Consider the following 20,810-nt stretch of genomic DNA (forward strand, 5'->3'; position numbering starts at 1 on the left):
TCCTACAGCAGAACGTAAGTGATAGCGGCGACCAGCCCGAGCAGCATGATCAACGCGTAGGTGTAGAGGTAGCCCGACTGGATCGACTTGGCGGCCACCGCGCTGCGATCAACAACCCAGGCGATGCCATTGGGGCCAAACCGGTCGATCGTGCCAATATCGCCGAGCTTCCAGAATTGGCGACCGAGCCAGAAAGCGGGTTTCACAAAAATCCGATCATACAACTCGTCAAAATACCACTTGTGGTAGACGAAGTTGTGCAAGCCGCCGAAAGTCGCGACGAACTTGGCCGGGATATCAGGCTTGGCGATATAGGCGAGATACGCACCCGCAAAGCCGAGCAGCATCACGACCAGCGCCGAATACTTTACCCAATAGGGCACAGCGTGCATGGCATGAATTAACGGCTCGTTATAAAAGATCGACCCGGCCCAGAATGCCGCATTATCGAGGAAGCTCGGCGCAAACACCTGCCCTGCCGCAACCGCGCCAACAGCCAGCAGGCCGAGCGGCACCAGCATCGACACCGGGCTTTCATGCGGGTGATAGCCGCCTGTGGTATCTTCTCCCGCCTGTTCCGGGGTCTTGTGGACGGAATGCTGGATATGCTCGCTCTCGATCCAGCGCGGCTTGCCCCAGAAGGTCAGGAACATCAGCCGCCAGCTGTAGAAGCTGGTCAGCAAGGCAGCACCAACGCCCAGCCAGAACGACATCACTGAAATCTGCGTACCGCGCGCAAAGGCTACTTCGAGCACGGCGTCCTTCGACCAGAACCCGGCAAAGCCGACGCCAAGGTGGTAAACGCCCAGCCCGGTGATCGCCAAGGTGCCCGCCAGCATCGCGTAGAAGGTGAACGGAATGCGTTTCCTCAGCCCGCCGTAATAGCGCATGTCCTGTTCGTGATGCATCGCGTGGATCACACTGCCCGCGCCAAGGAACAGCAGCGCCTTGAAGAAAGCGTGGGTGAACAGGTGGAACATCGCCGCCCCGTATGCGCCCACCCCGGCAGCAAAGAACATATAGCCGAGCTGCGAACAGGTTGAATAGGCGATCACCCGCTTGATGTCCCACTGCGTGGTGCCGATGGTAGCGGCAAAGAAGCAGGTGGCAGCACCGATTACCGTGACGACCATCAGCGCGGTCGGAGCGGTTTCGAACATTGGCGACAGACGGCAGACCATGAACACACCCGCCGTCACCATTGTCGCGGCGTGGATCAGCGCGGAAACCGGCGTCGGCCCCTCCATCGCATCGGGCAGCCAAGTGTGCAGGCCCAACTGCGCGCTCTTTCCCATCGCGCCGATGAACAGGAGGATGCACAGGATGTCCATCGTATAGAGGCGCATCCCGACAAAGGTGATGGTCGATCCGCTCATCGCCGGCGCCTCGGCCAGAATTTCGGGGATCGAAGTGGTCTGGAACACCAGATAGGTGCCGAAAATGCCGAGCATGAAGCCCAGATCGCCGACCCGGTTGACCACAAACGCCTTGATCGCGGCGGCCCCGGCGCTGGGCTTTTTGAACCAGAACCCGATCAGCAGATAGGACGCCAGCCCAACCCCTTCCCAACCGAAGAACATCTGCACCAGATTATCAGCCGTCACCAGCATCAGCATCGCAAAGGTGAACAGCGAAAGGTAGGCGAAGAACCGCGGCTGATCCGGGTCTTCCTCCATATACCCCCACGAATAGATATGCACGATTGCCGAAACCGTGTTGATCACGACCAGCATGACCGCCGTCAGCGTATCGACCCGCAAGGCCCAATCGAAGGAGAGCGAGCCGCTTTCGACCCACTTCAACACCTGCACCACTTCGGCGGTTTCAGTCCCGGCGATAAAGCCGAGGAAGATCGGCCAGCTCAGGATAGCTGACAGGACCAGCGCGCCGGTGGTGATCGACTTGGCCGCAAGATTGCCGATCATGCGGTTGCCCAGACCGGCAATCACAGCCGCCAGCAGCGGCGCAAACACGATGAGGAGGATCTGGGTCTGCACTGGTCGCTTACCCCTTCATCCGGTTGATATCATCAACCGCAATTGAGCCGCGTCCGCGGAAATAAATCACCAGGATCGCAAGGCCGATGGCGGCTTCGGCCGCCGCCACGGTCAACACCAGCATCGCGAAAACCTGCCCCACCAGATCCTGCATAAACGCGCTGAAGGCGACCAGATTGATGTTCACGGCGAGCAGGATCAGCTCGATCGCCATCAGGATCACGATCACATTCTTGCGGTTGAGGAAAATCCCCAACACCCCAAGCACGAACAAAATCGCGCCCACGGTAAGGTAGTGTTCGATACCAATCCCACCTGCACTCATCATAGTTCAACCCCTTGCCCGATCTCCGGGTTCTTCATGACGGTTGCATCTTCGGGACGGCGGCGGATCTGCTTGCCCACGTCCTGCCGCGCACGCGCACCGAGCTTCGGCGGCTGGAGGGTCAGCACAATCGCCCCGATCATCGCCACCAGCAGGATGATCCCGGCGATTTCGAACAACAGGATATACCGACCATAAAGCAGCGCGCCGAGCGCCTCGATATTGCTGACATCAGCCGCCTGCATCGCGCTGCCATCGGGCACGCCGAGCGATATTCCGCCTGCATTGTATGCGCCCACCGCCAGCAGCAATTCGGCCAGCAGCACCGCTGCAATCGCCAGCCCCAACGGGACATTGCGGATAAAGCCTGCGCGCATCGCGGCAAAATCAATGTCGAGCATCATCACCACAAACAGGAACAATACCGCGACCGCGCCGACGTAAACGATCACCAGCAGCATCGCGATGAACTCTGCGCCCACCATCACCATAAGCCCGGCGGCGTTGAAGAAGGTCAGGATCAGCCACAGCACCGAATGCACGGGGTTCTTCGCCATGATAACCATCACAGCGGCGCCGACCACGATGGTCGCGAAGAAATAGAAGGCGATGGCCTGTATCATGTCGTGTCTCCGCCGGTCCGTTACCCCGGCCAAGGCCGAAGTCCAGAAAGCGGCAATGTGATCCCTTAGTCCAAGCTAGATCCCGGCCCCGAATTCATTGGTGCCGGGATGACGAAATATTGATCCTACAACTCTCTGCGGCGCGCCCTAGCGGTAGGGTGCGTCGGCTTCAAGGTTGGCCGCGATGGCCCGTTCCCACTTGTCACCATTGCTGAGCAATTTGGCCTTGTCATACAACAGCTCCTCGCGGGTTTCGGTGGCGTATTCGAAATTCGGCCCTTCGACGATGGCGTCGACCGGGCAGGCTTCCTGACAGAAACCGCAATAGATGCACTTGGTCATGTCGATGTCATAACGCGTGGTGCGGCGGCTGCCGTCTTCGCGCGGTTCGCTGTCGATGGTGATCGCCTGCGCAGGGCACACAGCCTCGCACAGCTTGCACGCGATGCAACGTTCCTCGCCATTGGGATAGCGCCGCAGCGCGTGTTCGCCACGGAAGCGGGGCGAGAGCGGGGCTTTTTCAAACGGGTAGTTGATCGTCACCTTGGGCTTGAAGAAATACTTCAAGGTCAGCGCGTGCGCTTTGAGGAATTCCCAGAGGGTGAACGATTTGATGAGGTGGGAGACGGTGGTCATGAAAAATGCCCAATGGCCATGAGATAACCGGAAGTGGCAGCGACAAACAGCAGGCTCATCGGCAGGAACACCTTCCACCCGAGGCGCATCAGTTGGTCATAACGGTAGCGCGGCACGGTGGCCCAGATCCAGCTGAACATGAAGAAGAACACGAAGGTCTTGAGCAGGAACCAGATGATCCCCGGCACCATGTAGAGCGGCGCCCAGTCAATCGGCGGCAGCCATCCGCCCCAGAACAGCAGTGTGTTTAGCGAGCACATCAGCAGGATGTTGGCATACTCGCCGAGCCAGAACAGCGCGAAGCTCATCGAGGAATATTCGGTCTGGTAGCCCGCAACCAGCTCGCTCTCCGCCTCGGTCAGGTCAAACGGCGCGCGTGCGGTTTCGGCCAGCGCCGAGATGAAGAACACCACCCACATCGGGAACAACAGCGGATGCACCGCATAGGCGTTGATCACGCCGAGGCCGAAGCCTTGCTGCGCATTGACGATGCCCGACAGGTTGAAGGTGCCAGCAAACAGCACCACGCACACCAGCACGAAGCCGATCGAGACTTCGTAGGAGATCATCTGCGCCGAAGCGCGCATCGCCGAGAAGAACGGGTATTTGGAGTTCGACGCCCACCCGCTCATCACCACGCCGTAAACCCCCATCGAAGAGATCGCGAGGATGTAGAGCAGACCCACGTTGATATCCGCCAGCACCACGCCCGCATCGAACGGGATCACCGCCCACGCCGCCAGCGCGACGGTAAAGGTGATAATCGGCGCGAGCAGGAAGATGCCCTTGTTAGCGGCTGATGGGATGATGGTTTCCTGCAGGAAGACCTTGAGCCCATCCGCGAAGCTCTGCAGCAAGCCGAACGGCCCGACCACATTCGGCCCACGCCGCATCATGATCGCGCCCAACACCTTGCGGTCGACATAGATCACCATGGCGACGCTGAACATTACGAGCAGCGAGATGATCAGGATCCCCGCAAAGGTCGCGACGGTCCAGGCCCATTCGTAGGAGAGGCCGAGGGATTGGAAGAAAGCGGTCATCGATTCACTCCCTCGTCATTGCGAGGAGCCGCAGACGACGCGGCAACCCATGGGCCGTTGCTCTGCGACGCCGTGGATAGGGCCATGGATTGCTTCGCTTCGCTCGCAATGACGAAATTGGTCGGAGGCAGAAAATGGCTCATTCCGCAGCCTCCTTCACATCGGCCCCGTGCAGCAATTCATCCGAACAGCGCTGCATCACTTCGCTCGCGCGGGCGATAGGGTTGGTGAGGTAGAAATCCTTGACCGGATAGCCGGTGATCTCGCCCTCGGACTTCGCGCCGCTGTCCGCCTTGGGCAGCGCGCCGTAATCGGCGAGGCCTTCTTCGCCAAGAGCAGGCACGGCGGCAATCATCTTCGCCTGAAGCTCGGCAAAGCTGTCGAAGCCGACCGTGACGCCTAGCGCATCGGCGAGCGCGCGCAAAATCGTCCAGTCCTCGCGCGCATCGCCGGGGGCGAACACGGCCTTTTCGGCGAACTGCACCCGGCCTTCGGTGTTGACGTAAGTCCCGTCCTTCTCGGCATAGGATGCACCGGGCAGGATGATGTCGGCGTGATGCGCGCCCTTATCGCCGTGGTGGCCGATATAGACCTTGAGGCTCCCCGCGAACGCGCCGTAATCCATCTCGTCCGCGCCGAGGCTGAGCAGCACTTTGGGCGCGGCAGCGGCGATGTCGCCCATGCCGCCCGGAACTGTGAAATCAAGCATCAGCGAAGCCATCCGCGCCGCCGAAATGTGCAGCACGTTGAACCCGTTCCAATCGTCTTTCACCAGCCCGAACTTGTCGACCAGCTTCAGCGCAGCAGGCAGCGCGCCCTTGGCCAGCGCCGCCGCGCCGAGGATCACCGCCGGGCGCTTGGCCGCCTTCATGACGTCACCCAGTTCCTTGGGCACGCGGTTGAGCAGTTTCAGGTCGCTACCGAGCAAGGTCGCCGGATAGGTCGTTTCCCATTCCGGCCCGACCACAAAGACCTTCGCCCCCGCCTTCACCGCCTTGCGCAGCCGGACATTGAGCAGCGCCGCTTCCCAGCGGACATGGCTGCCGATGATCAGGATCGCATCAGCCGTCTCGATGCCCGCGAAGGTCGAATTGAAGTTCACCGCCGCGAGATTTGACACATCATAAGTCATGCCGGTCTGGCGCGCTTCGATCAGCTGCGAACCGCAGGCATTGACCAGCGCCTTCGCCGCAAACATCGTCTCGGCATCGAGCATATCGCCCGCCACCGCCGCAATGCTGGCTTTGTCGCCTTCCAGAGCGCCCGCGATCATGCCGAAGGCTTCGCTCCACTCAGCAGGCTGTAACCGGCCATCCCGGCGCACCCAAACCCGGTCGAGCCGCCGCTTGGTCAGCCCGTCGACCTGATAGCGGCCCTTGTCGCTCAACCACTCCTCGTTCACGTCGTCATTGACGCGTGGCAGCGCGCGCATGACTTCGCGTCCCTTGGAATGGAGCGTGATGTTCGCCCCCACCGCGTCCGACACATCAATGCTGAGTGTCTTCTTCAGCTCCCACGGCCGCGCCTCAAAGGCGTAAGGCCGCGAGGTCAGCGCGCCGACCGGACACAGGTCGATGACATTGGCGCTCAGCTCATGCGCCGCCGCCTGTTCGAGATAGGTGGTGATCTGCATATCTTCGCCGCGATACAGCGCGCCGATTTCGTCCACGCCGGCGATTTCCTCGGAAAAGCGCACGCAGCGGGTGCAGTGGATGCAGCGGGTCATGATCGTCTTGATCAGCGGACCCATGTATTTCTCGGTCACGGCGCGCTTGTTTTCGCGGGCATAACGCGAACCGCCGCGGCCATAGGCGACCGCCTGATCCTGAAGATCGCACTCGCCGCCCTGATCACAGATCGGGCAATCGAGCGGGTGGTTGATGAGCAGGAACTCCATCACCCCTTCGCGGGCCTTCTTGACCATCGGGCTATCGGTGCGGATTTCCTGACCCTCGGCAGCGGGCAGCGCGCAGCTAGCTTGCGGCTTGGGCGGGCCAGGCTTCACCTCGACCAGACACATGCGGCAATTGCCCGCGATGCTGAGCCGTTCGTGATAGCAGAAACGCGGGATTTCCTTGCCCGCCAACTCGCACGCCTGCAAAACAGTCGCGCCCGCGGGGACTTCGATTTCCTGACCATCTACGGTGACTTTAGGCATCAGTCTTCTACCACGATGTTGTTGGCGGAGCAGAGGCTAGGCGATGGCGTATGCGGACCTGTCATACGCAATCCGTAACCTTGGCGAAGGTAGTGCGCGACTTCCGCAAGCGTCGACACCTTGGTGGCGTTTGCATCTATGTTGAACTTCAGGTTGCTGTTCGGGTCATAAACCCGAAAGAACCCATCGGTGTAGCGGTAGGGCACGCGACGCTCAGTGATCCCCTTGCGAGGACCGACCTTAAACTCGTGGTCTTTATAGATGAGCGGCTCAGTCACTCCGCCGCTTCCGCAAACTGCGCGTTATGTTCGTTGATCCGTCGCTCAAGTTCCGGCCGGAAATGCCGGATCAGCCCCTGGATCGGCCACGCCGCCGCATCGCCCAGCGCGCAGATCGTGTGGCCTTCGACCTGCTTGGTGACTTCGTGCAGCATGTCGATTTCCTCGATCGCAGCATCGCCGGTGCGCAGGCGTTCCATCATCCGCCACATCCAGCCTGTGCCTTCGCGGCAGGGGGTGCACTGGCCGCAGCTTTCGTGCTTGTAGAAATAGCTGAGGCGGCTGATCGCGCGGACGATGTCGGTGGACTTGTCCATGACGATCACCGCTGCCGTGCCGAGGCCCGAGCCCAGTTCCTTCAGCCCGTCAAAGTCCATCGGCGCGTGGCGGATTTGCGCGGCGGGGACGAGCGGCACGGACGAGCCGCCGGGGATCACCGCCAGCAGATTGTCCCACCCGCCGCGAATGCCGCCGCAGTGCTTTTCGATCAGCTCCTCGAAGGGGATGCTCATCGCTTCCTCGACGACGCAGGGCTTTTCCACGTGGCCGGAAATCTGGAACAATTTGGTGCCCTTGTTGTTCTCGCGCCCGAAGGAGCTGAACCACGAGGCCCCGCGCCGCAGGATCGTCGGCGCGACCGCGATGCTTTCGACGTTGTTGACCGTTGTCGGGCAGCCATAGAGCCCCGCGCCCGCCGGGAACGGAGGCTTGAGGCGCGGCTGGCCCTTTTTGCCTTCGAGGCTTTCGATCATCGCGGTTTCTTCGCCGCAGATATAGGCGCCCGCGCCGCGGTGCATGAACACGTCGAAGTCGTAGCCCGAACCGCAGGCGTTCTTGCCGATCAGCCCCGCGTCATAGGCTTCGTGAATCGCCTTCTGGAGCGTCTCGGCCTCACGGATATACTCACCCCGCACGTAGATATAGGCCGCCCGCGCCCGCATCGCGAAGCCTGCGACCAGCGCGCCTTCGACCAGCTTGTGCGGATCGTGGCGCAGGATTTCGCGGTCCTTGCAGCTACCCGGTTCGGATTCGTCGGCGTTGATGACGAGGAAGCTGGGGCGACCGTCGCGCGATTCCTTGGGCATGAAGGACCACTTGAGCCCCGTGGGAAAACCCGCCCCTCCGCGTCCGCGCAGGCCCGAAGCCTTCATTTCCTCGATGATCGCGTCCGGCCCGCGTGCGAGCAGCGCCTTGGTGTCGTCCCAATCGCCGCGCGCCTGCGCTGCCTTCAGGCCCCAATCCTGAAAGCCGTAAACGTTGGTAAAGATGCGATCCTTATCGCCAAGCATCACTGCTTCCCTTGAGTTTTGGCGCGTTTCAGCCGCACCAGCGAAATCACTTGGAAGGCAAGTCCGAGACCCATCAGGATCACGCCCATTTCCATCTTGCCGGTCGCGCTCAACACCGCACCCAGCGCAAAGCCGGTCAGCCCGAGGACGACAAAGGCGAGCGTGAGCGAATTCATCCGATCACTCCCTGCTGCCACAGCCCTGCCAGCACCGCGAGGATGAGGATGATCACCCCCACGCGCACCAGACCCATCAGCACCTTGTAGGCGATGAAGGCGAGGATCAGCGCGCCAAGTATGGAGACGGCTTCGGTCACTTTGCAACCTCTCCCGTCACCCCAGCGAAAGCTGGGGCCTCAGGCAACAAAGCACAGTGCGTGTCGCCCTGGGTCCCAGCTTTCGCTGGGATGACGAGAATGGGATGGCCGGAACGCATCACCACTCCCCCCGATAATCGTGGTTGGCGTTGACCATGTCCTGCAAGGTAGTCGGCCCGCCCGAGGGTTCCGAGGTATGCCGCCCCGGCTCCTGCGTGCCCGCTTTGGGTTGCTCACCCGCTGCGAGCGCATCGAGCACCGCGTCGAGGCGTTCCAGCGTCAGATCCTCGTAATTGTCATCGTTGATCTGCACCATCGGCGCGGTGGCGCAATTGCCCATGCATTCGACTTCGGTGAGGGTCCACAGCCCATCTGCCGAAACCTCGCCCTTCTTCATGCCGCGCTTTTTGCAGGCGGCGATGATGTCGTCGCTCCCGCGCAGCATGCAGGGCGTAGTACCGCACACCTGCACGTGGAATTTGCCGACGGGCTTCAGGTTATACATGAAGTAGAAGCTGGCGACCTCGAGCACGCGGATCACCGGCATCCCGAGATATTGCGCCACATATTCGATCACCGGAAGCGGCAGCCAGCCCTGCGTATCGGTCTCGGCGCCGACCTGCCGCTGGGCGAGATCGAGCAGCGGCATCACCGCCGAGCGCTGACGCCCCTCGGGATACTTGGCGATGTGCCAATCGGCGGTTGTCTTGTTCTCCGGGGTCCATGCGAACGCGCTCCAACGGGAGCGCAGTTCGGGGGTATCGGGTGCGGGGGTACGGTCAGCCATTTGAGTTCTCGCGGCGGCGCTTGTTTCCTCGCAGTTCGAACCACGTCGACAAAACGAGCGACCCAAGCATTACAGACATGAATTGATTGTGGCCCGCTATCAACAATCCAATCGAGACCCCCAAGATCAGGATCGCAAGCGACAGGAGCGCGAAGTCGAAGCGGCTCATCTCGATCACCGGTCACACTCCCCGAACACCACGTCGATCGCGCCCAGGATGGCGGTCGCGTCGGGCAGCATGTGGCCTTTGCACATGAAGTCCATTGCCTGAAGGTGCGAGAAGGCCGTGGGGCGGATCTTGCAGCGGTAGGGCTTGTTGGTGCCGTCGCTGACGAGATAGACGCCGAATTCGCCCTTGGGGCTTTCGGTCGCCACGTAAACTTCGCCAGCAGGCACGTGGAAGCCTTCGGTGTAGAGTTTGAAGTGGTGGATCAGCGCTTCCATCGACTGCTTCATTTCGCCGCGCTTCGGCGGCACGACCTTGCTGTCGCTGCTGGCAATCGGGCCAGTCGGTATCTCGCGCAAGCACTGGCGGATGATTTTGGCGCTTTCGTAAACTTCCTTCACGCGCACCATGAAGCGATCATAGCAGTCCGAATTTGTGCCCACCGGAATGTCGAATTCCATGCGGTCATAGACGTCATAGGGCTGGCTCTTGCGCAGATCCCACGGGATGCCAGCGGCGCGGATCATCGGGCCGGAAAAGCCCCACGCAATCGCATCATCGCGGCCCACAACCGCAATATCGACATTGCGCTGTTTGAAAATGCGGTTGTCGATCACGAGGCTCATCGCGTCTTCGAACAGCTGGAAGAAACGGTTGTCGAGCCAGTCGCCGATATCGACCAGCAGCTTTTCCGGCACGTCCTGATGCACGCCGCCGGGACGGAACCACGCCGAGTGCATCCGCGCGCCGCTGGCGCGTTCAAAGAAGTTCATGCAATCTTCGCGCAGATCCATGATCCACAGGTTCGGCGTGAACGCGCCAACATCGAGGATGTGCGCGCCCATGTTGAGCATGTGATTGGAAATGCGCGTCAATTCCGCAAACAGCACCCGCAGATATTGCGCCCTGATCGGCACTTCGAGATTGAGCAGCTTTTCAATCGCCAGCACATAGGAATGTTCCTGACACAGCGGCGAAACGTAATCGAGCCGGTCGAAATAGGGCAGCGCCTGCAAATACGTCTTGTGTTCGATCAGCTTTTCGGTGCCGCGGTGGAGCAGGCCGACGTGCGGGTCGATCCGTTCGATCACCTCACCATCCAGCTCCATCACCATCCGCAGCACGCCATGCGCCGCCGGATGCTGGGGGCCGAAATTGATGGTGTAATTGTTGATGACCGCGCCATCGGTGGTCGGCGATTCTTCGCGCTGCATGGTCATTTCTTCGCCTCCCCGGCAGGCGGCACCGCAGGGGCCTTCTCGTCTCCGGGCAGCACGTAATCTGCTCCTTCCCATGGGGAGAGGAAATCAAACTCGCGCATTTCCTGCGCCAGTTCGACCGGTTCATACACCACCCGCTTTTCCTCTTCGGAATAGCGTAGTTCGGTGTAGCCGGTGAGTGGGAAGTCCTTGCGGAACGGGTGACCTTCAAACCCGTAATCGGTGAGGATGCGGCGCAGATCGGGGTTGCCCGCGAAAGTGACGCCGAACATGTCGAACACTTCGCGTTCCAGCCAGCCCGCGTTGGGCCACAGCCTCGTGACGGTCGGAACCGGGGTGTCCTCGTCAGCCGAACATTTCACCATCACGCGGTGGTTTTTGGTCAGGCTCAGGAGCATATAGACCACCTCGAACCGCTCCGCGCGGTCGAGGTAATCAACCCCGGCGATTTCCATCAACTGCTGATATTGGTGATCGTCACGCAAGCTGCGCAGCACCTGTTCGATGCCATCGCGCTGGACGCGGAACGATACCTCGCCATGCGCTTCTTGCGCATCGATCAGCCACACGCTGATGCTTTCGCTGATCGCGTCAATCACGCCTTCGTTCGAGGCGAATTTCGGGGCGGAGTGGAGAACGGCCATCGCCCTTACCTCTCAATCGTGCCGACGCGGCGGATTTTGCGCTGGAGCTGCATGACGCCGTACAGCAGCGCCTCGGCCGTCGGCGGGCATCCGGGCACGTAAATATCCACCGGCACAATCCGGTCACAGCCGCGCACCACCGAATAGCTGTAATGATAATAGCCACCGCCATTGGCGCAGCTGCCCATGCTGATCACGTATTTGGGATCGGACATCTGGTCGTAAACCTTGCGCAGCGCCGGGGCCATCTTATTGCAAAGCGTGCCCGCCACGATCATCACGTCCGACTGACGCGGGGACGCACGCGGGGCAGCGCCGAAACGCTCCATGTCGTAACGCGGCATATTGACGTGGATCATCTCGACCGCGCAGCAGGCGAGGCCGAAGGTCATCCACCACAAGCTGCCGGTGCGCGCCCACTGGAACAGATCCTCGGTCGAAGTCACGAGGAAGCCCTTGTCATTCACCTCTGTCTGCAACGCGGTGAAATAGGACGCATCGGGCTGACGCAACTCGCCGCCCTTGGCGGTGGTGAGCGCCGAAATGTCAGGAAGTCCTTGGGGAGGAGTAATGGTCGTATTCATTCCCAATCCAACGCCCCTTTCTTCCATTCATAAGCCAGCCCAACCGCAAGGATGAACAGGAACACCATCATGCCGCCCCAGCCAACCCAGCCCGTTTCGCCAAGGCTGACCGCCCAAGGGAACAGGAATGCGGCTTCAAGATCGAACACGATAAAGCTGATCGCCACGAGGTAGAACCGCACATCAAACTGGCTGCGTGCGTCCTCAAACGCGGGGAAACCGCATTCATACTCGCTGAGTTTTTCGGCATCCGGGTTGTGCGTGCCGGTCAGCCGAGACACCGCCATCGGCGCCACCACGAACAGGAGCGAGAGCCCGAAGGCAACGAGCACGAATAACAGTATCGGAAGATACTGGCTGAGATCGACCACGGCGTTGTCCAAGCTGTTAATTCCGATGGCCGCCCTAAGCCCGTCGAACGGCAGGCGCAAGCCTGTGACTCCGACAAATTCCCTTATTGGTGTTGCGGGAAATCGAACACCTGTTGCGCCCGCCCCTTACTTCATCATGTTCGCCGCCGCCTTGTCGGTCGCCTTGCCATAGGGCGGCTTCAATCCGGCAAGCTTGGCGATGTCGATCTTGGGCTGGTGATAAACCGCGCGGGCGTGGCTGAATTCGCGGAAGCCTTCGATGGCGTGGTAAGACCCCATCCCCGACGGGCCGACCCCGCCGAACGGCAGGTCTTCCATCGAAACGTGGAAAATCACGTCATTGGTCGTCACCCCGCCTGAAATCGTTCGGGTCAGCACACGTTCCTGTTCGCCTTTGTCCTCACCGAAATAATACAGGCCGAGCGGGCGATCATGATCGTTGACGTAATCCACCGCCTGATCGAGCGCCTTGTAGGTCATCACCGGCAATACCGGGCCGAAGATTTCCTCTTGCATCGCCGCCATATCTTCGGTGACGTTTTTCAGGATGGTGAGCGGCATCTTGCGTTGGTTGGCGTTTGTGAAATCCTCGCCAGCGGGATTGACCTCGATCACCTCGGCGCCCTTGCCGCGCGCGTCTTCGATCAGGCCTTGCAGCCGCTCAAAGTGGCGGTCGGACACGATCGAAGCGTAGTCATCATTATCGAGCAGGCGCGGATACATCGCGCTCGCCGCGCCGACGACGCCCGCCACCGCTTCGTCCTGCTTGTCTTCGGGCACGATCATGTAATCGGGCGCGAGGCAGATTTGCCCGGCGTTGAGCATTTTGCCAATCGCAATCCGTTCGCCTGCCTTGGCGAAATCGGCGCTGCGGCCCATGATGACGGGCGATTTTCCGCCGAGTTCAAGCGTTACCGGAACGAGGTTCGCGGCGGCGGCCTGCATCACCCGGCGGCCCGTCGCGGTCGACCCGGTGAACACCAGATGATCGAACGGCAGCGAGGAAAACGCGGCGGCGACTTCCGGCCCACCGGTAACAACCGCGACTTCTTCGGGTGCGAAATATTCGGCCGTCAACTGCGCCATCAACTCGCTGGTGCGCTCGGTAAATTCGGACGGTTTGATCATCGCACGATTGCCCGCTGCAAACACCTGCATCAACGGGCCAAAGGCAAGCTGAAGCGGGAAATTCCACGGGGATAGGATGCCGATCACGCCCTTGGGTTCATACCGCACCTCGGCCCGCGCGCCCAGCAGGCCGAGCGGGAACTGCACCTTGCGCTTGTCGGGCTTGGCCCACTTGTCCATGTGTTTCAGGGCATCATTGCCCGCAGCCACGGTCGCCGCAACATCGGTCAGCATCGATTGCGCGTAGGAACGGTTACCGAAATCCGCGCTCATCGCCTTGGCGAAATCATCACCGTGATCCTTCACCAGAGCAATCGCGCGCCGGATGCGGTCTTTGCGCTGCGACATTGGTTCCGGGCGCGAAGCGGTGAAGGCAGCGCGTTGGCGCGTCAGCAGGGCTTCGAGTTCTTCGCGGCGATCATCGGCCATGTCATTCTCCCATTCGCAGTGATGCGTTTTCATTTGCGACGCATCTTCGCGCAAAGCCCGCCCGCTGACAAGGCGGTTGCAGCCACGCGACTATGATTGCCAATACTGCGACGCAGCATTACATTGGGGGATCACCACCCCCTACGTGACGCAAGGACTTTGCCATGACCCAGTTTTCCGCCGCCGACCCGATCGTGATCCTTTCTTACGCCCGCACCCCGATGGGCGCGATGCAGGGCGCGCTGGCCGATGTTGCCGCGACCGATCTTGGCGCGGTGGCGGTCAAGGCGGCGGTTGAGCGCGCCGGCGTGGCGGGTGAGGATATCGACCGTGCCTATATCGGCTGCGTGCTGCCCGCTGGGCTTGGCCAGGCCCCGGCGCGCCAGGCCGCGATCAAGGCGGGCCTGCCGCTTTCCGTTCAGGCCACCACCGTCAACAAGGTGTGCGGCAGCGGAATGCAGACCGTGATCATGGGGGCCGAAGCGCTCGCCAGTGGCACCATCGACGTGGTGGTTGCCGGCGGGATGGAGAGCATGACCAACGCGCCTTACCTGCTCAAAAAGCACCGCTCGGGCGCGCGGTTGGGGCATGATACGGCCTATGACCACATGTTCCTTGATGGGCTGGAAGATGCCTATGAACCGGGCCGCGCGATGGGCACTTTTGCTCAGGATACCGCCAACGCCTATCAGATGACCCGCGACGAGATGGATGCCTACACCATCGAATCGCTCGCCCGCGCCAACCGTGCGATTGCCAGCGGCGCGTTTGCCGACGAAGTCGTGCCGGTGACGGTGAAAACCCGCGCAGGCGATGTTGTGGTGGAACACGACGAATCCCCCAGTAAAGGCCGCCCTGACAAGATCCCGCAACTGCGCCCCGCCTTCGCCAAGGACGGGACGATCACCGCCGCGACGTCCAGTTCTATTTCGGATGGTGCCGCCGCATTGGTGCTGACCCGCGCAAGTGTGGCCGCTGACAAGGGCTACACCCCCGTCGCACGGATCGTCGCCACCGCAGCGCACGCGCAGGCCCCGGCGGATTTCACCACCGCGCCGATCCCCGCGATCCAGAAAGTGCTCGACCGCGCCGGGTGGAGCGTCGATGATGTCGATCTGTTTGAAGTCAACGAAGCCTTCGCCTGCGTGGCGATGTTTGCGATGCGCGATCTTGGCATCCCGCACGACAAGATCAACGTCAACGGCGGCGGCACGGCATTGGGCCACCCCATCGGCGCGAGCGGTGCGCGGATCATCGTCACCCTGCTTGGCGCATTGAAGGCGCAGGGCAAGACGCGCGGCGTAGCGTCCTTGTGCATCGGCGGCGGGGAAGCGACCGCGGTTGCGGTGGAGTTGATCTAAGGCGAAACGCCGGGCGGCTTGGCGGTCGCCCGGCCTATTCGTCGCCCGGCAAATCCTCTGCGCCCCACAGGCGTTCGCGCAGCGTCCAGCCCTTGCGCCCGGCAATATCGACTTCGCACCAGCTTTCACGGCAGCGCAGCAGGGTAGCGACCACACCGGGCTGCGCCCGCCAATTGAGCGCCGACGTGGGCGATGCCTCGGCCCGCACATCAGCCAGCCCTGTCCCCACCACCATCACCCCGCGCGCAGGGTCAAGCTGGCTGCGCGCAATCCAGCCGCGCGCGCCTTCGGGATCTTCGACCAGACGCCAGCCTTCGCGCACCCGCACAACCTTCACCGGCAGGCCCTTGCGCTTGTATACCCACTCGATCGGGTACTCCTCGCTCGGCCCGACCCGCATCCGCACCTCGTCATAACGCAGCGACGCCCAATAGGGCAGCGCCCGATCCTGCGCCCGCAGCGGCGCGGTGAACACGGTCAGCCCTGCCGCGAGGGCAAGACAAAATGCGATAAAGTTACGGAATCCCCACATCATCCGCTGCGATAGCCGCACTGCCCCGTCCTGTTCAAGCCGCACATGCCGGATCGCAGCTTGACCGCGCGGCCCCTGCGGTATTAGCCGATACCTATGCCAGAAACCCGCACCCCGATTGCCCACCTACCCCTTGAACGCCCGCGCGTGATCGTCACCCGCCACCTGATGCCCGCAGTCGAGGCGCGGATGCGCGAGCTGTTTGATGTGGCGCTGAACGAGGGCGACGTGCCGCTGACCCGCGAACAGCTTGCCGCCGCGATGCGCGATTGCGACGTGCTGGTGCCGACCGTGACTGACCGGATCGACGCCGATCTGATCGCAGGCGCGGGTGATCGCCTGGGCCTGATCGCCAATTTCGGCGCGGGGACGGAACATATTGATCTGGCCGCCGCCGCCGCGCGACGCATCCTCGTCACCAACACCCCCGGTGTGTTCACCGATGACACCGCCGATTTGACTATGGCCGGGATCATTGGCGTGCCGCGCCGGATACGTGAAGGTATCGGCCTCGTTCGGCGCGGCGAATGGACAGGTTGGGCACCTTCGGGCCTGCTGGGGCGTAAGCTGGCGGGCAAGGTGCTGGGCATCGTCGGCATGGGGCGGATCGGCCAAGCGGTCGCCCACCGCGCCCGCGCCTTCGGTCTGGAGATCGCCTATACCAACCGCAAGCCGCTGCCCGAAGCGCTTGAACGGATGCTCGGCGCGCGATACGTCGCCGATATCGATGCACTGATGGCCGAGGCGGACATTCTCACGCTGCACTGCCCTTTGACCGACGACACGCGCCACCTTGTCGACGCGCGGCGGATTGCGCTGATGAAGCCGGGCAGCAGCATCATCAACACCGCGCGCGGCGAGTTGATCGATCAGGAAGCACTGATCGCGGCGCTGCAATCGGGCCATCTGGCGGGCGCGGGGCTGGATGTTTACCCGGACGAGCCCAACGTCGACCACCGCTTGATCGAGCACCCCAACGTAATGACCCTCCCCCACATCGGCAGCGCCACTGCGGAAGGCCGCGAGGATTCGGGCCACAAGGTGATCGCCAACATCCGCATATGGGCCGACGGGCACAGGCCGCCCGATCAGGTGCTGACGGCGCTGGTGCGGTGAGGAGATTTTTTCTCGCCTTATCGGCAACCGCTCTGCTCGGAGTTGCGCCTCCTGCGAAGCGCATCGTACCACCGGGAGAAGGTGTGCTTTGCTCTGCCGTCCTGCTCCACTTCGCCCGAAATCAGGGGGAGGCATGCTTCCCCGAGGACGACCTGGCGTTTCAGTCCCAGCTTCAATCATGGACCGACCGCTTCGATGATTATCTCGTTCGGAACTTGCCCGGCGGTGATGCTCAACTCGAACAATTCAAGGCAGATCAAGGCGTTGCATCCCCACCCGACAAACGCATTTGTGAACTCGGCGAAGACTATAGGTTCTACGAATACTATCGTGACGCCAATCGCGAGAAGGTTATGCAGTCCATCGACGAGCTTCTAGCCCGCGATGGACCGCCGACTTTCGGCGACTGCCTCTAATCCCCCGTCAAAATCCGCTCGACCAACTCGCCAACGCTCGGCGTGTAGCCGTTGGAGAAGAACGGATCGGTCTTGAAACGGTAGGCCGCGTGGCCTGCAAAGGCGAGGTTGTTGTCGGGATGATCGCCGTGGGCGATGTCTTGCAAGGTCTTCTGAATGCAGAAGCTGCGCGGGTCGGCGAGGCGCCCGGTGGTGTAATCATCGTGGTCTTTCCAGCTGGAAAACCCGCAATGCGACAGGCAGCCCATGCAGGCCTGCTGATCGTCGCGGATGGTATCGCGCGCATCGGGCGTGACAAATACGATGGTGCCGTCGGGAGTCTTGAGCGGCTCGGTATGCCCGGCGCGCATCCAGATTTCCGCCTTGGCCTTATCCTCTGGCCGCACCCAGAAACTGCGCGCCTTGCCGTCTTCGCCGAGTTGCACCGTGCCTTCTTCCGCGCCGCGCTTGAAAAACGCAATCTGGCGTTCTGACCGGTGCATCAATTCATACAGGAACGGGGTCTTGACCGCGCTCGAATAAAACCCGGTGGGCGAGAACTTGTGCAGCAGCACATCGCCCGGCTCGACCGTGCGGAGCATATCCTTCCAGATCTGCGGGATCGGACTTTCGCGGGTGAGCAAGGGGCGCGTGCCGAACTGGAATGCGATCTTGCCGAGTTCGGGATTGTCGATCCAGTCGTTCCATTCGCGCAGGTACCACACCCCGCCCGCCATCACGATCGCCACATCCTCGCTCACACCCTCGGCGCGCATCATCGCGCGCAGCTCCTTGACGCGCGGATAGGGGTCTTGCGGCATGGTCGGGTCTTCGGCGTTGGAAAGGCCATTATGCCCGCCCGCCAGCCATGGGTCTTCATAGACCACCGCCGCCATCAGTTCAGGCACCTTGTGATAGCTGCGTTTCCACAACGCGCGGAACGCCCGGCCCGAACTGATGATCGGCAGGTAGGACACATTGAACCGCGCCGCGATTTCCGCCAGCTTGTAAGGCATCCCTGCCCCGCAGGTGACGCCGGTCACCATGCCGCGGGTGTTTTCCAGCACGCCTTCGAGCACGGCCTGCGCCCCGCCCATTTCCCACAACACGTTGATGTTGATCGCGCCCTTGCCGCCTGCGATTTCATAGGCCTGTTTGACCTGCGTGGTCGCGCCATCAACGGCGTAACGGATCAATTCCTGATGGCGTTCGCCGCGCGTTGCGCCGTGATATATCTGCGGAATCGGGTTGCCGTCTGCATCATAGCTATCGGCGTTGACTGCGCTGACCGTGCCAATTCCGCCCGCCGCCGCCCACGCGCCTGAACTCGCATGGTTGGTTGCCGATACGCCTTTGCCGCCTTCGACCAGCGGCCACACTTCTCGCCCGCCATAGACGATCGGGCTCAATCCCTTGAACAATGAAAACTCCCCTTCGCGCCGTTCCTGACGCGCATTCCTTTATTGTGACATAGTGATCCGATACGCGCGCCGCAACGCTTGAGGCGGCGCTTTTGCTAGCCCGCGCTGCAGGCGCGGATCGCCTCTGGTCTGGTGCGGGCTTTACCGCGTTCAAACCGTGCAAAATATCCTTTGATGTCTGGCCGCTCGACATATTCTACCAGCACATAGCCGACCGCCTCGAATTCGCAGAACAGCAGCCGGTGCGGCATCCCGTGCGTGCCGATCGGGCTGTTGCTTTCCACAACAATGATCTGCCCGCCGGCGTTAAGCGCAGGCCACATATGCCACAAAAAGGCGTAGGGCTCGGTCACTTCGTGATACATATGAACCATGAAGATGCGGTCGAAACTGTCAGGAGGCAGCTGCGGATCGGCGGCTTCGCCCAGCTTGATCGAGATGTTTTCAAGCCGCTCGCGCTCAACCCGGCGGCCCAGCCGTTCCAGCGCATCGCGGCTGATATCCTGCGCCAACACGCGTCCGTCTGCCCCCACACGCTCGGCGAGGCGCACGGTATAGTAGCCTTCGCCCGCGCCGATATCCGCCACTGTCATTCCGGCGCGGATATTGGCGAGGTCCATCACGACCTGCGCTTCATTTCGCTCATCACGCGCATCTTCGTTGGAAAACTGGTTCGAAATTACCTTCGCTACCGGGCGATCCGGTTTGGGAAATTGGGCCGTGCTTTCGGGCTGATCCACCACAACGGGCATGATCTGATCGCAGGCCGACAGCAGCAGCATGGCCGCAGCCGCCACGGCCACCGCAAGCGGACGCCCCATCGCCATCATTATTCCACATCCTCGATTTCGACTGTCTCGCCCGTCACCCGCTGGGCGAGCGCGGCTGAAATGAACAGATCGATTGCGCCATCAAGCACGCTGTCAGGCGCAGTAGAAACGACCCCGGTGCGCAGGTCTTTGACCATCTGATAGGGCTGCAACACGTATGACCGGATCTGGTGGCCCCAGCCAATTTCGCTTTTTTCCTGATATTCGCCGCTGGCAGCCGCTTCGCGCATCGCCATTTCGCGTTCGAACAGCCGTGCCTTGAGCATATTCATCGCGGTTTCGCGGTTCTTGTGCTGGCTGCGATCATTCTGGCACGCCACCACGATCCCGGTCGGGATGTGGGTAAAGCGCACCGCCGAATCGGTGGTGTTGACGTGCTGCCCGCCCGAACCCGATGCGCGATAGGTATCGATCTTGAGGTCTGCCGGATTGACCTCGATTTCAAAAGAGTCGTCAATCACGGGATAGACCCAAACCGAACTGAACGAGGTGTGCCGCCGCGCGCTGCTATCATAGGGGCTGATGCGCACCAGCCGGTGGACGCCGCTTTCGGTCTTGGCATAGCCATAGGCATTTTCGCCCTTGATCAGCAGCGTGGCCGATTTGATCCCGGCCTGATCGCCCGCCTGATATTCGACCGTTTCGACCTTGTAGCCGCGCCGTTCGGCCCAGCGGCCATACATCCGAAACAGCATTTCGGCCCAGTCCTGGCTTTCGGTGCCGCCTGCGCCTGCGTGAATTTCGATATAGGTGTCGTTGGCGTCCGCCTCACCCGAAAGCAGCGCCTGCACCTTATCCGCATCGGCGCGGTCGGCGAGCCGTTCGAGCGTGGCTAGGCCATCAGCGACGATGCTATCCTCGCCCTCTGCCTCTCCCATTTCGATGAACTCGATCGCGTCAGCCATTTCAGCGGCGATTTCGTTGACGGTGTTCACCGCATTTTCAAGCGTCTTTTGTTCGCGGCTGATCGCCTGCGCCTGCTTGGGATTGTCCCACAGCGCGGGGTCTTGCACCCGCGCGTTGAGTTCATCGAGCCGCCGCAGCGCACGTTCCCAGTCAAGCGACAGACGCACCAATGACAGCGCCGCTTCGATCCGGTTGATAAAGGCTTGGGCCTCGGCCCGCATGGTTGATCCTTTGGTCACGCAAAAAGTCGGCCCC

At 61.6% G+C, this 20,810-nt stretch carries 23 protein-coding genes and 1 pseudogene; 3 read left to right on the top strand and 21 right to left on the bottom strand.

The window, feature by feature from the left end; all coding sequences use genetic code 11:
- Positions 1 to 2 precede the first annotated feature (2 nt).
- The 17 genes and pseudogenes from nuoL to ACSSV3_RS08200 all read right to left on the bottom strand — a co-directional run bounded on the left by nuoL (position 3) and on the right by ACSSV3_RS08200 (position 13,994).
- Positions 3 to 1,997 carry an NADH-quinone oxidoreductase subunit L gene (gene nuoL, locus ACSSV3_RS08120; RefSeq protein ID WP_354324454.1) on the bottom strand — a complete coding sequence of 665 codons (1,995 nt, stop codon included), beginning with the start codon at positions 1,995 to 1,997 and terminating at the stop codon, positions 3 to 5.
- Between the two features lie 7 nt (positions 1,998 to 2,004).
- Positions 2,005 to 2,322, bottom strand: coding sequence for an NADH-quinone oxidoreductase subunit NuoK (gene nuoK, locus ACSSV3_RS08125; protein ID WP_354324532.1), 318 nt, complete (start codon positions 2,320 to 2,322; stop codon positions 2,005 to 2,007).
- Positions 2,322 to 2,945, bottom strand: a complete 624-nt coding sequence (locus ACSSV3_RS08130) for an NADH-quinone oxidoreductase subunit J (protein ID WP_354324453.1) — start codon at positions 2,943 to 2,945, stop codon at positions 2,322 to 2,324. Before ACSSV3_RS08130 ends, nuoK begins: the two co-directional genes overlap by 1 nt.
- Positions 2,946 to 3,092: 147 nt before the next feature.
- Positions 3,093 to 3,581, bottom strand: a complete 489-nt coding sequence (gene nuoI, locus ACSSV3_RS08135) for an NADH-quinone oxidoreductase subunit NuoI (RefSeq protein ID WP_354324452.1) — start codon at positions 3,579 to 3,581, stop codon at positions 3,093 to 3,095.
- Entirely contained in the window at positions 3,578 to 4,624 is a 1,047-nt protein-coding gene (gene nuoH / locus ACSSV3_RS08140; RefSeq protein ID WP_354324451.1) for an NADH-quinone oxidoreductase subunit NuoH, read from the bottom strand. Before nuoH ends, nuoI begins: the two co-directional genes overlap by 4 nt.
- Positions 4,625 to 4,763: 139 nt before the next feature.
- Complete coding sequence (gene nuoG, locus ACSSV3_RS08145; protein WP_354324450.1) at positions 4,764 to 6,782, bottom strand: NADH-quinone oxidoreductase subunit NuoG; 2,019 nt, start codon at positions 6,780 to 6,782, stop codon at positions 4,764 to 4,766.
- Complete coding sequence (locus tag ACSSV3_RS08150) at positions 6,782 to 7,060, bottom strand: hypothetical protein (protein ID WP_354324449.1); 279 nt, start codon at positions 7,058 to 7,060, stop codon at positions 6,782 to 6,784. Before ACSSV3_RS08150 ends, nuoG begins: the two co-directional genes overlap by 1 nt.
- Complete coding sequence (gene nuoF, locus ACSSV3_RS08155; protein WP_354324448.1) at positions 7,057 to 8,349, bottom strand: NADH-quinone oxidoreductase subunit NuoF; 1,293 nt, start codon at positions 8,347 to 8,349, stop codon at positions 7,057 to 7,059. The genes ACSSV3_RS08150 and nuoF overlap by 4 nt, the downstream gene beginning before the upstream one ends.
- Positions 8,349 to 8,525, bottom strand: coding sequence for a hypothetical protein (locus ACSSV3_RS08160; protein ID WP_354324447.1), 177 nt, complete (start codon positions 8,523 to 8,525; stop codon positions 8,349 to 8,351). Before ACSSV3_RS08160 ends, nuoF begins: the two co-directional genes overlap by 1 nt.
- Complete coding sequence (locus ACSSV3_RS08165) at positions 8,522 to 8,665, bottom strand: hypothetical protein (protein WP_354324446.1); 144 nt, start codon at positions 8,663 to 8,665, stop codon at positions 8,522 to 8,524. Before ACSSV3_RS08165 ends, ACSSV3_RS08160 begins: the two co-directional genes overlap by 4 nt.
- Before the next feature lie 118 nt (positions 8,666 to 8,783).
- The gene (gene nuoE, locus ACSSV3_RS08170) at positions 8,784 to 9,452 is read right to left on the bottom strand and encodes an NADH-quinone oxidoreductase subunit NuoE (RefSeq protein WP_354324445.1); all 669 of its coding nucleotides are present in this window, start codon (positions 9,450 to 9,452) and stop codon (positions 8,784 to 8,786) included.
- Entirely contained in the window at positions 9,445 to 9,630 is a 186-nt protein-coding gene (locus ACSSV3_RS08175) for a hypothetical protein (protein WP_354324444.1), read from the bottom strand. The genes nuoE and ACSSV3_RS08175 overlap by 8 nt, the downstream gene beginning before the upstream one ends.
- On the bottom strand, positions 9,627 to 10,838 hold the full coding sequence (locus ACSSV3_RS08180; protein ID WP_354324443.1) for an NADH-quinone oxidoreductase subunit D: 1,212 nt from the start codon (positions 10,836 to 10,838) through the stop codon (positions 9,627 to 9,629). The genes ACSSV3_RS08175 and ACSSV3_RS08180 overlap by 4 nt, the downstream gene beginning before the upstream one ends.
- Positions 10,839 to 10,840: 2 nt before the next feature.
- Positions 10,841 to 11,482 (bottom strand): annotated as a pseudogene (locus ACSSV3_RS08185) (NADH-quinone oxidoreductase subunit C); the annotation flags it as partial.
- A gap of 5 nt (positions 11,483 to 11,487) precedes the next feature.
- Positions 11,488 to 12,066 carry a NuoB/complex I 20 kDa subunit family protein gene (locus tag ACSSV3_RS08190; RefSeq protein WP_354324442.1) on the bottom strand — a complete coding sequence of 193 codons (579 nt, stop codon included), beginning with the start codon at positions 12,064 to 12,066 and terminating at the stop codon, positions 11,488 to 11,490.
- Positions 12,063 to 12,437: an NADH-quinone oxidoreductase subunit A gene (locus tag ACSSV3_RS08195; protein WP_354324530.1), complete on the bottom strand. Its 375-nt coding sequence runs from the start codon at positions 12,435 to 12,437 to the stop codon at positions 12,063 to 12,065. The genes ACSSV3_RS08190 and ACSSV3_RS08195 overlap by 4 nt, the downstream gene beginning before the upstream one ends.
- A 126-nt stretch (positions 12,438 to 12,563) precedes the next feature.
- Complete coding sequence (locus ACSSV3_RS08200; protein WP_354324528.1) at positions 12,564 to 13,994, bottom strand: coniferyl aldehyde dehydrogenase; 1,431 nt, start codon at positions 13,992 to 13,994, stop codon at positions 12,564 to 12,566.
- Between the two features lie 164 nt (positions 13,995 to 14,158).
- Between ACSSV3_RS08200 and ACSSV3_RS08205 the strand changes: the two genes are divergently transcribed.
- Positions 14,159 to 15,355 carry an acetyl-CoA C-acyltransferase gene (locus ACSSV3_RS08205; RefSeq protein WP_354324441.1) on the top strand — a complete coding sequence of 399 codons (1,197 nt, stop codon included), beginning with the start codon at positions 14,159 to 14,161 and terminating at the stop codon, positions 15,353 to 15,355.
- 34 nt (positions 15,356 to 15,389) lie between these two features.
- Here ACSSV3_RS08205 and ACSSV3_RS08210 read toward each other — a convergent pair whose 3' ends face one another.
- Positions 15,390 to 15,890 (bottom strand): SH3 domain-containing protein, encoded by a 501-nt coding sequence (locus ACSSV3_RS08210; protein WP_354324440.1) that lies wholly within the window; start codon positions 15,888 to 15,890, stop codon positions 15,390 to 15,392.
- Between the two features lie 93 nt (positions 15,891 to 15,983).
- Between ACSSV3_RS08210 and ACSSV3_RS08215 the strand changes: the two genes are divergently transcribed.
- Complete coding sequence (locus ACSSV3_RS08215; protein WP_354324438.1) at positions 15,984 to 17,003, top strand: 2-hydroxyacid dehydrogenase; 1,020 nt, start codon at positions 15,984 to 15,986, stop codon at positions 17,001 to 17,003.
- An 83-nt stretch (positions 17,004 to 17,086) separates the two neighbouring features.
- Positions 17,087 to 17,419, top strand: a complete 333-nt coding sequence (locus ACSSV3_RS08220) for a hypothetical protein (RefSeq protein ID WP_454184785.1) — start codon at positions 17,087 to 17,089, stop codon at positions 17,417 to 17,419.
- Here the strand turns inward: ACSSV3_RS08220 and ACSSV3_RS08225 are convergent.
- The 3 genes from ACSSV3_RS08225 to prfB form a co-directional block, all read right to left on the bottom strand.
- On the bottom strand, positions 17,416 to 18,819 hold the full coding sequence (locus tag ACSSV3_RS08225) for an NAD(P)H-dependent flavin oxidoreductase (protein ID WP_354324434.1): 1,404 nt from the start codon (positions 18,817 to 18,819) through the stop codon (positions 17,416 to 17,418). The genes ACSSV3_RS08220 and ACSSV3_RS08225 overlap by 4 nt on opposite strands.
- 95 nt (positions 18,820 to 18,914) lie before the next feature.
- Complete coding sequence (locus ACSSV3_RS08230) at positions 18,915 to 19,646, bottom strand: class I SAM-dependent methyltransferase (protein ID WP_354324526.1); 732 nt, start codon at positions 19,644 to 19,646, stop codon at positions 18,915 to 18,917.
- Between the two features lie 2 nt (positions 19,647 to 19,648).
- The gene (prfB, locus tag ACSSV3_RS08235; protein WP_354324433.1) at positions 19,649 to 20,776 is read right to left on the bottom strand and encodes a peptide chain release factor 2; all 1,128 of its coding nucleotides are present in this window, start codon (positions 20,774 to 20,776) and stop codon (positions 19,649 to 19,651) included.
- Positions 20,777 to 20,810 lie beyond the last annotated feature (34 nt).

This window comes from Porphyrobacter sp. MBR-49, from assembly GCF_053628655.1.

Coding starts and splice junctions, on each gene's coding strand:
- ACSSV3_RS08205 (WP_354324441.1), top strand. CDS start 14,159: ATGACCCAGTTTTCCGCCGCCGACCCGATCGTGATCCTTTCTTACGCC.
- ACSSV3_RS08215 (WP_354324438.1), top strand. CDS start 15,984: ATGCCAGAAACCCGCACCCCGATTGCCCACCTACCCCTTGAACGCCCG.
- ACSSV3_RS08180 (WP_354324443.1), bottom strand. CDS start 10,838: ATGACCATGCAGCGCGAAGAATCGCCGACCACCGATGGCGCGGTCATC.
- ACSSV3_RS08160 (WP_354324447.1), bottom strand. CDS start 8,525: ATGAATTCGCTCACGCTCGCCTTTGTCGTCCTCGGGCTGACCGGCTTT.
- nuoK (WP_354324532.1), bottom strand. CDS start 2,322: ATGAGTGCAGGTGGGATTGGTATCGAACACTACCTTACCGTGGGCGCG.
- nuoG (WP_354324450.1), bottom strand. CDS start 6,782: ATGCCTAAAGTCACCGTAGATGGTCAGGAAATCGAAGTCCCCGCGGGC.
- prfB (WP_354324433.1), bottom strand. CDS start 20,776: ATGCGGGCCGAGGCCCAAGCCTTTATCAACCGGATCGAAGCGGCGCTG.
- ACSSV3_RS08230 (WP_354324526.1), bottom strand. CDS start 19,646: ATGGCGATGGGGCGTCCGCTTGCGGTGGCCGTGGCGGCTGCGGCCATG.
- ACSSV3_RS08190 (WP_354324442.1), bottom strand. CDS start 12,066: ATGAATACGACCATTACTCCTCCCCAAGGACTTCCTGACATTTCGGCG.
- ACSSV3_RS08210 (WP_354324440.1), bottom strand. CDS start 15,890: ATGATGTGGGGATTCCGTAACTTTATCGCATTTTGTCTTGCCCTCGCG.
- ACSSV3_RS08200 (WP_354324528.1), bottom strand. CDS start 13,994: ATGGCCGATGATCGCCGCGAAGAACTCGAAGCCCTGCTGACGCGCCAA.
- nuoI (WP_354324452.1), bottom strand. CDS start 3,581: ATGACCACCGTCTCCCACCTCATCAAATCGTTCACCCTCTGGGAATTC.
- ACSSV3_RS08130 (WP_354324453.1), bottom strand. CDS start 2,945: ATGATACAGGCCATCGCCTTCTATTTCTTCGCGACCATCGTGGTCGGC.
- nuoH (WP_354324451.1), bottom strand. CDS start 4,624: ATGACCGCTTTCTTCCAATCCCTCGGCCTCTCCTACGAATGGGCCTGG.
- nuoF (WP_354324448.1), bottom strand. CDS start 8,349: ATGCTTGGCGATAAGGATCGCATCTTTACCAACGTTTACGGCTTTCAG.
- nuoE (WP_354324445.1), bottom strand. CDS start 9,452: ATGGCTGACCGTACCCCCGCACCCGATACCCCCGAACTGCGCTCCCGT.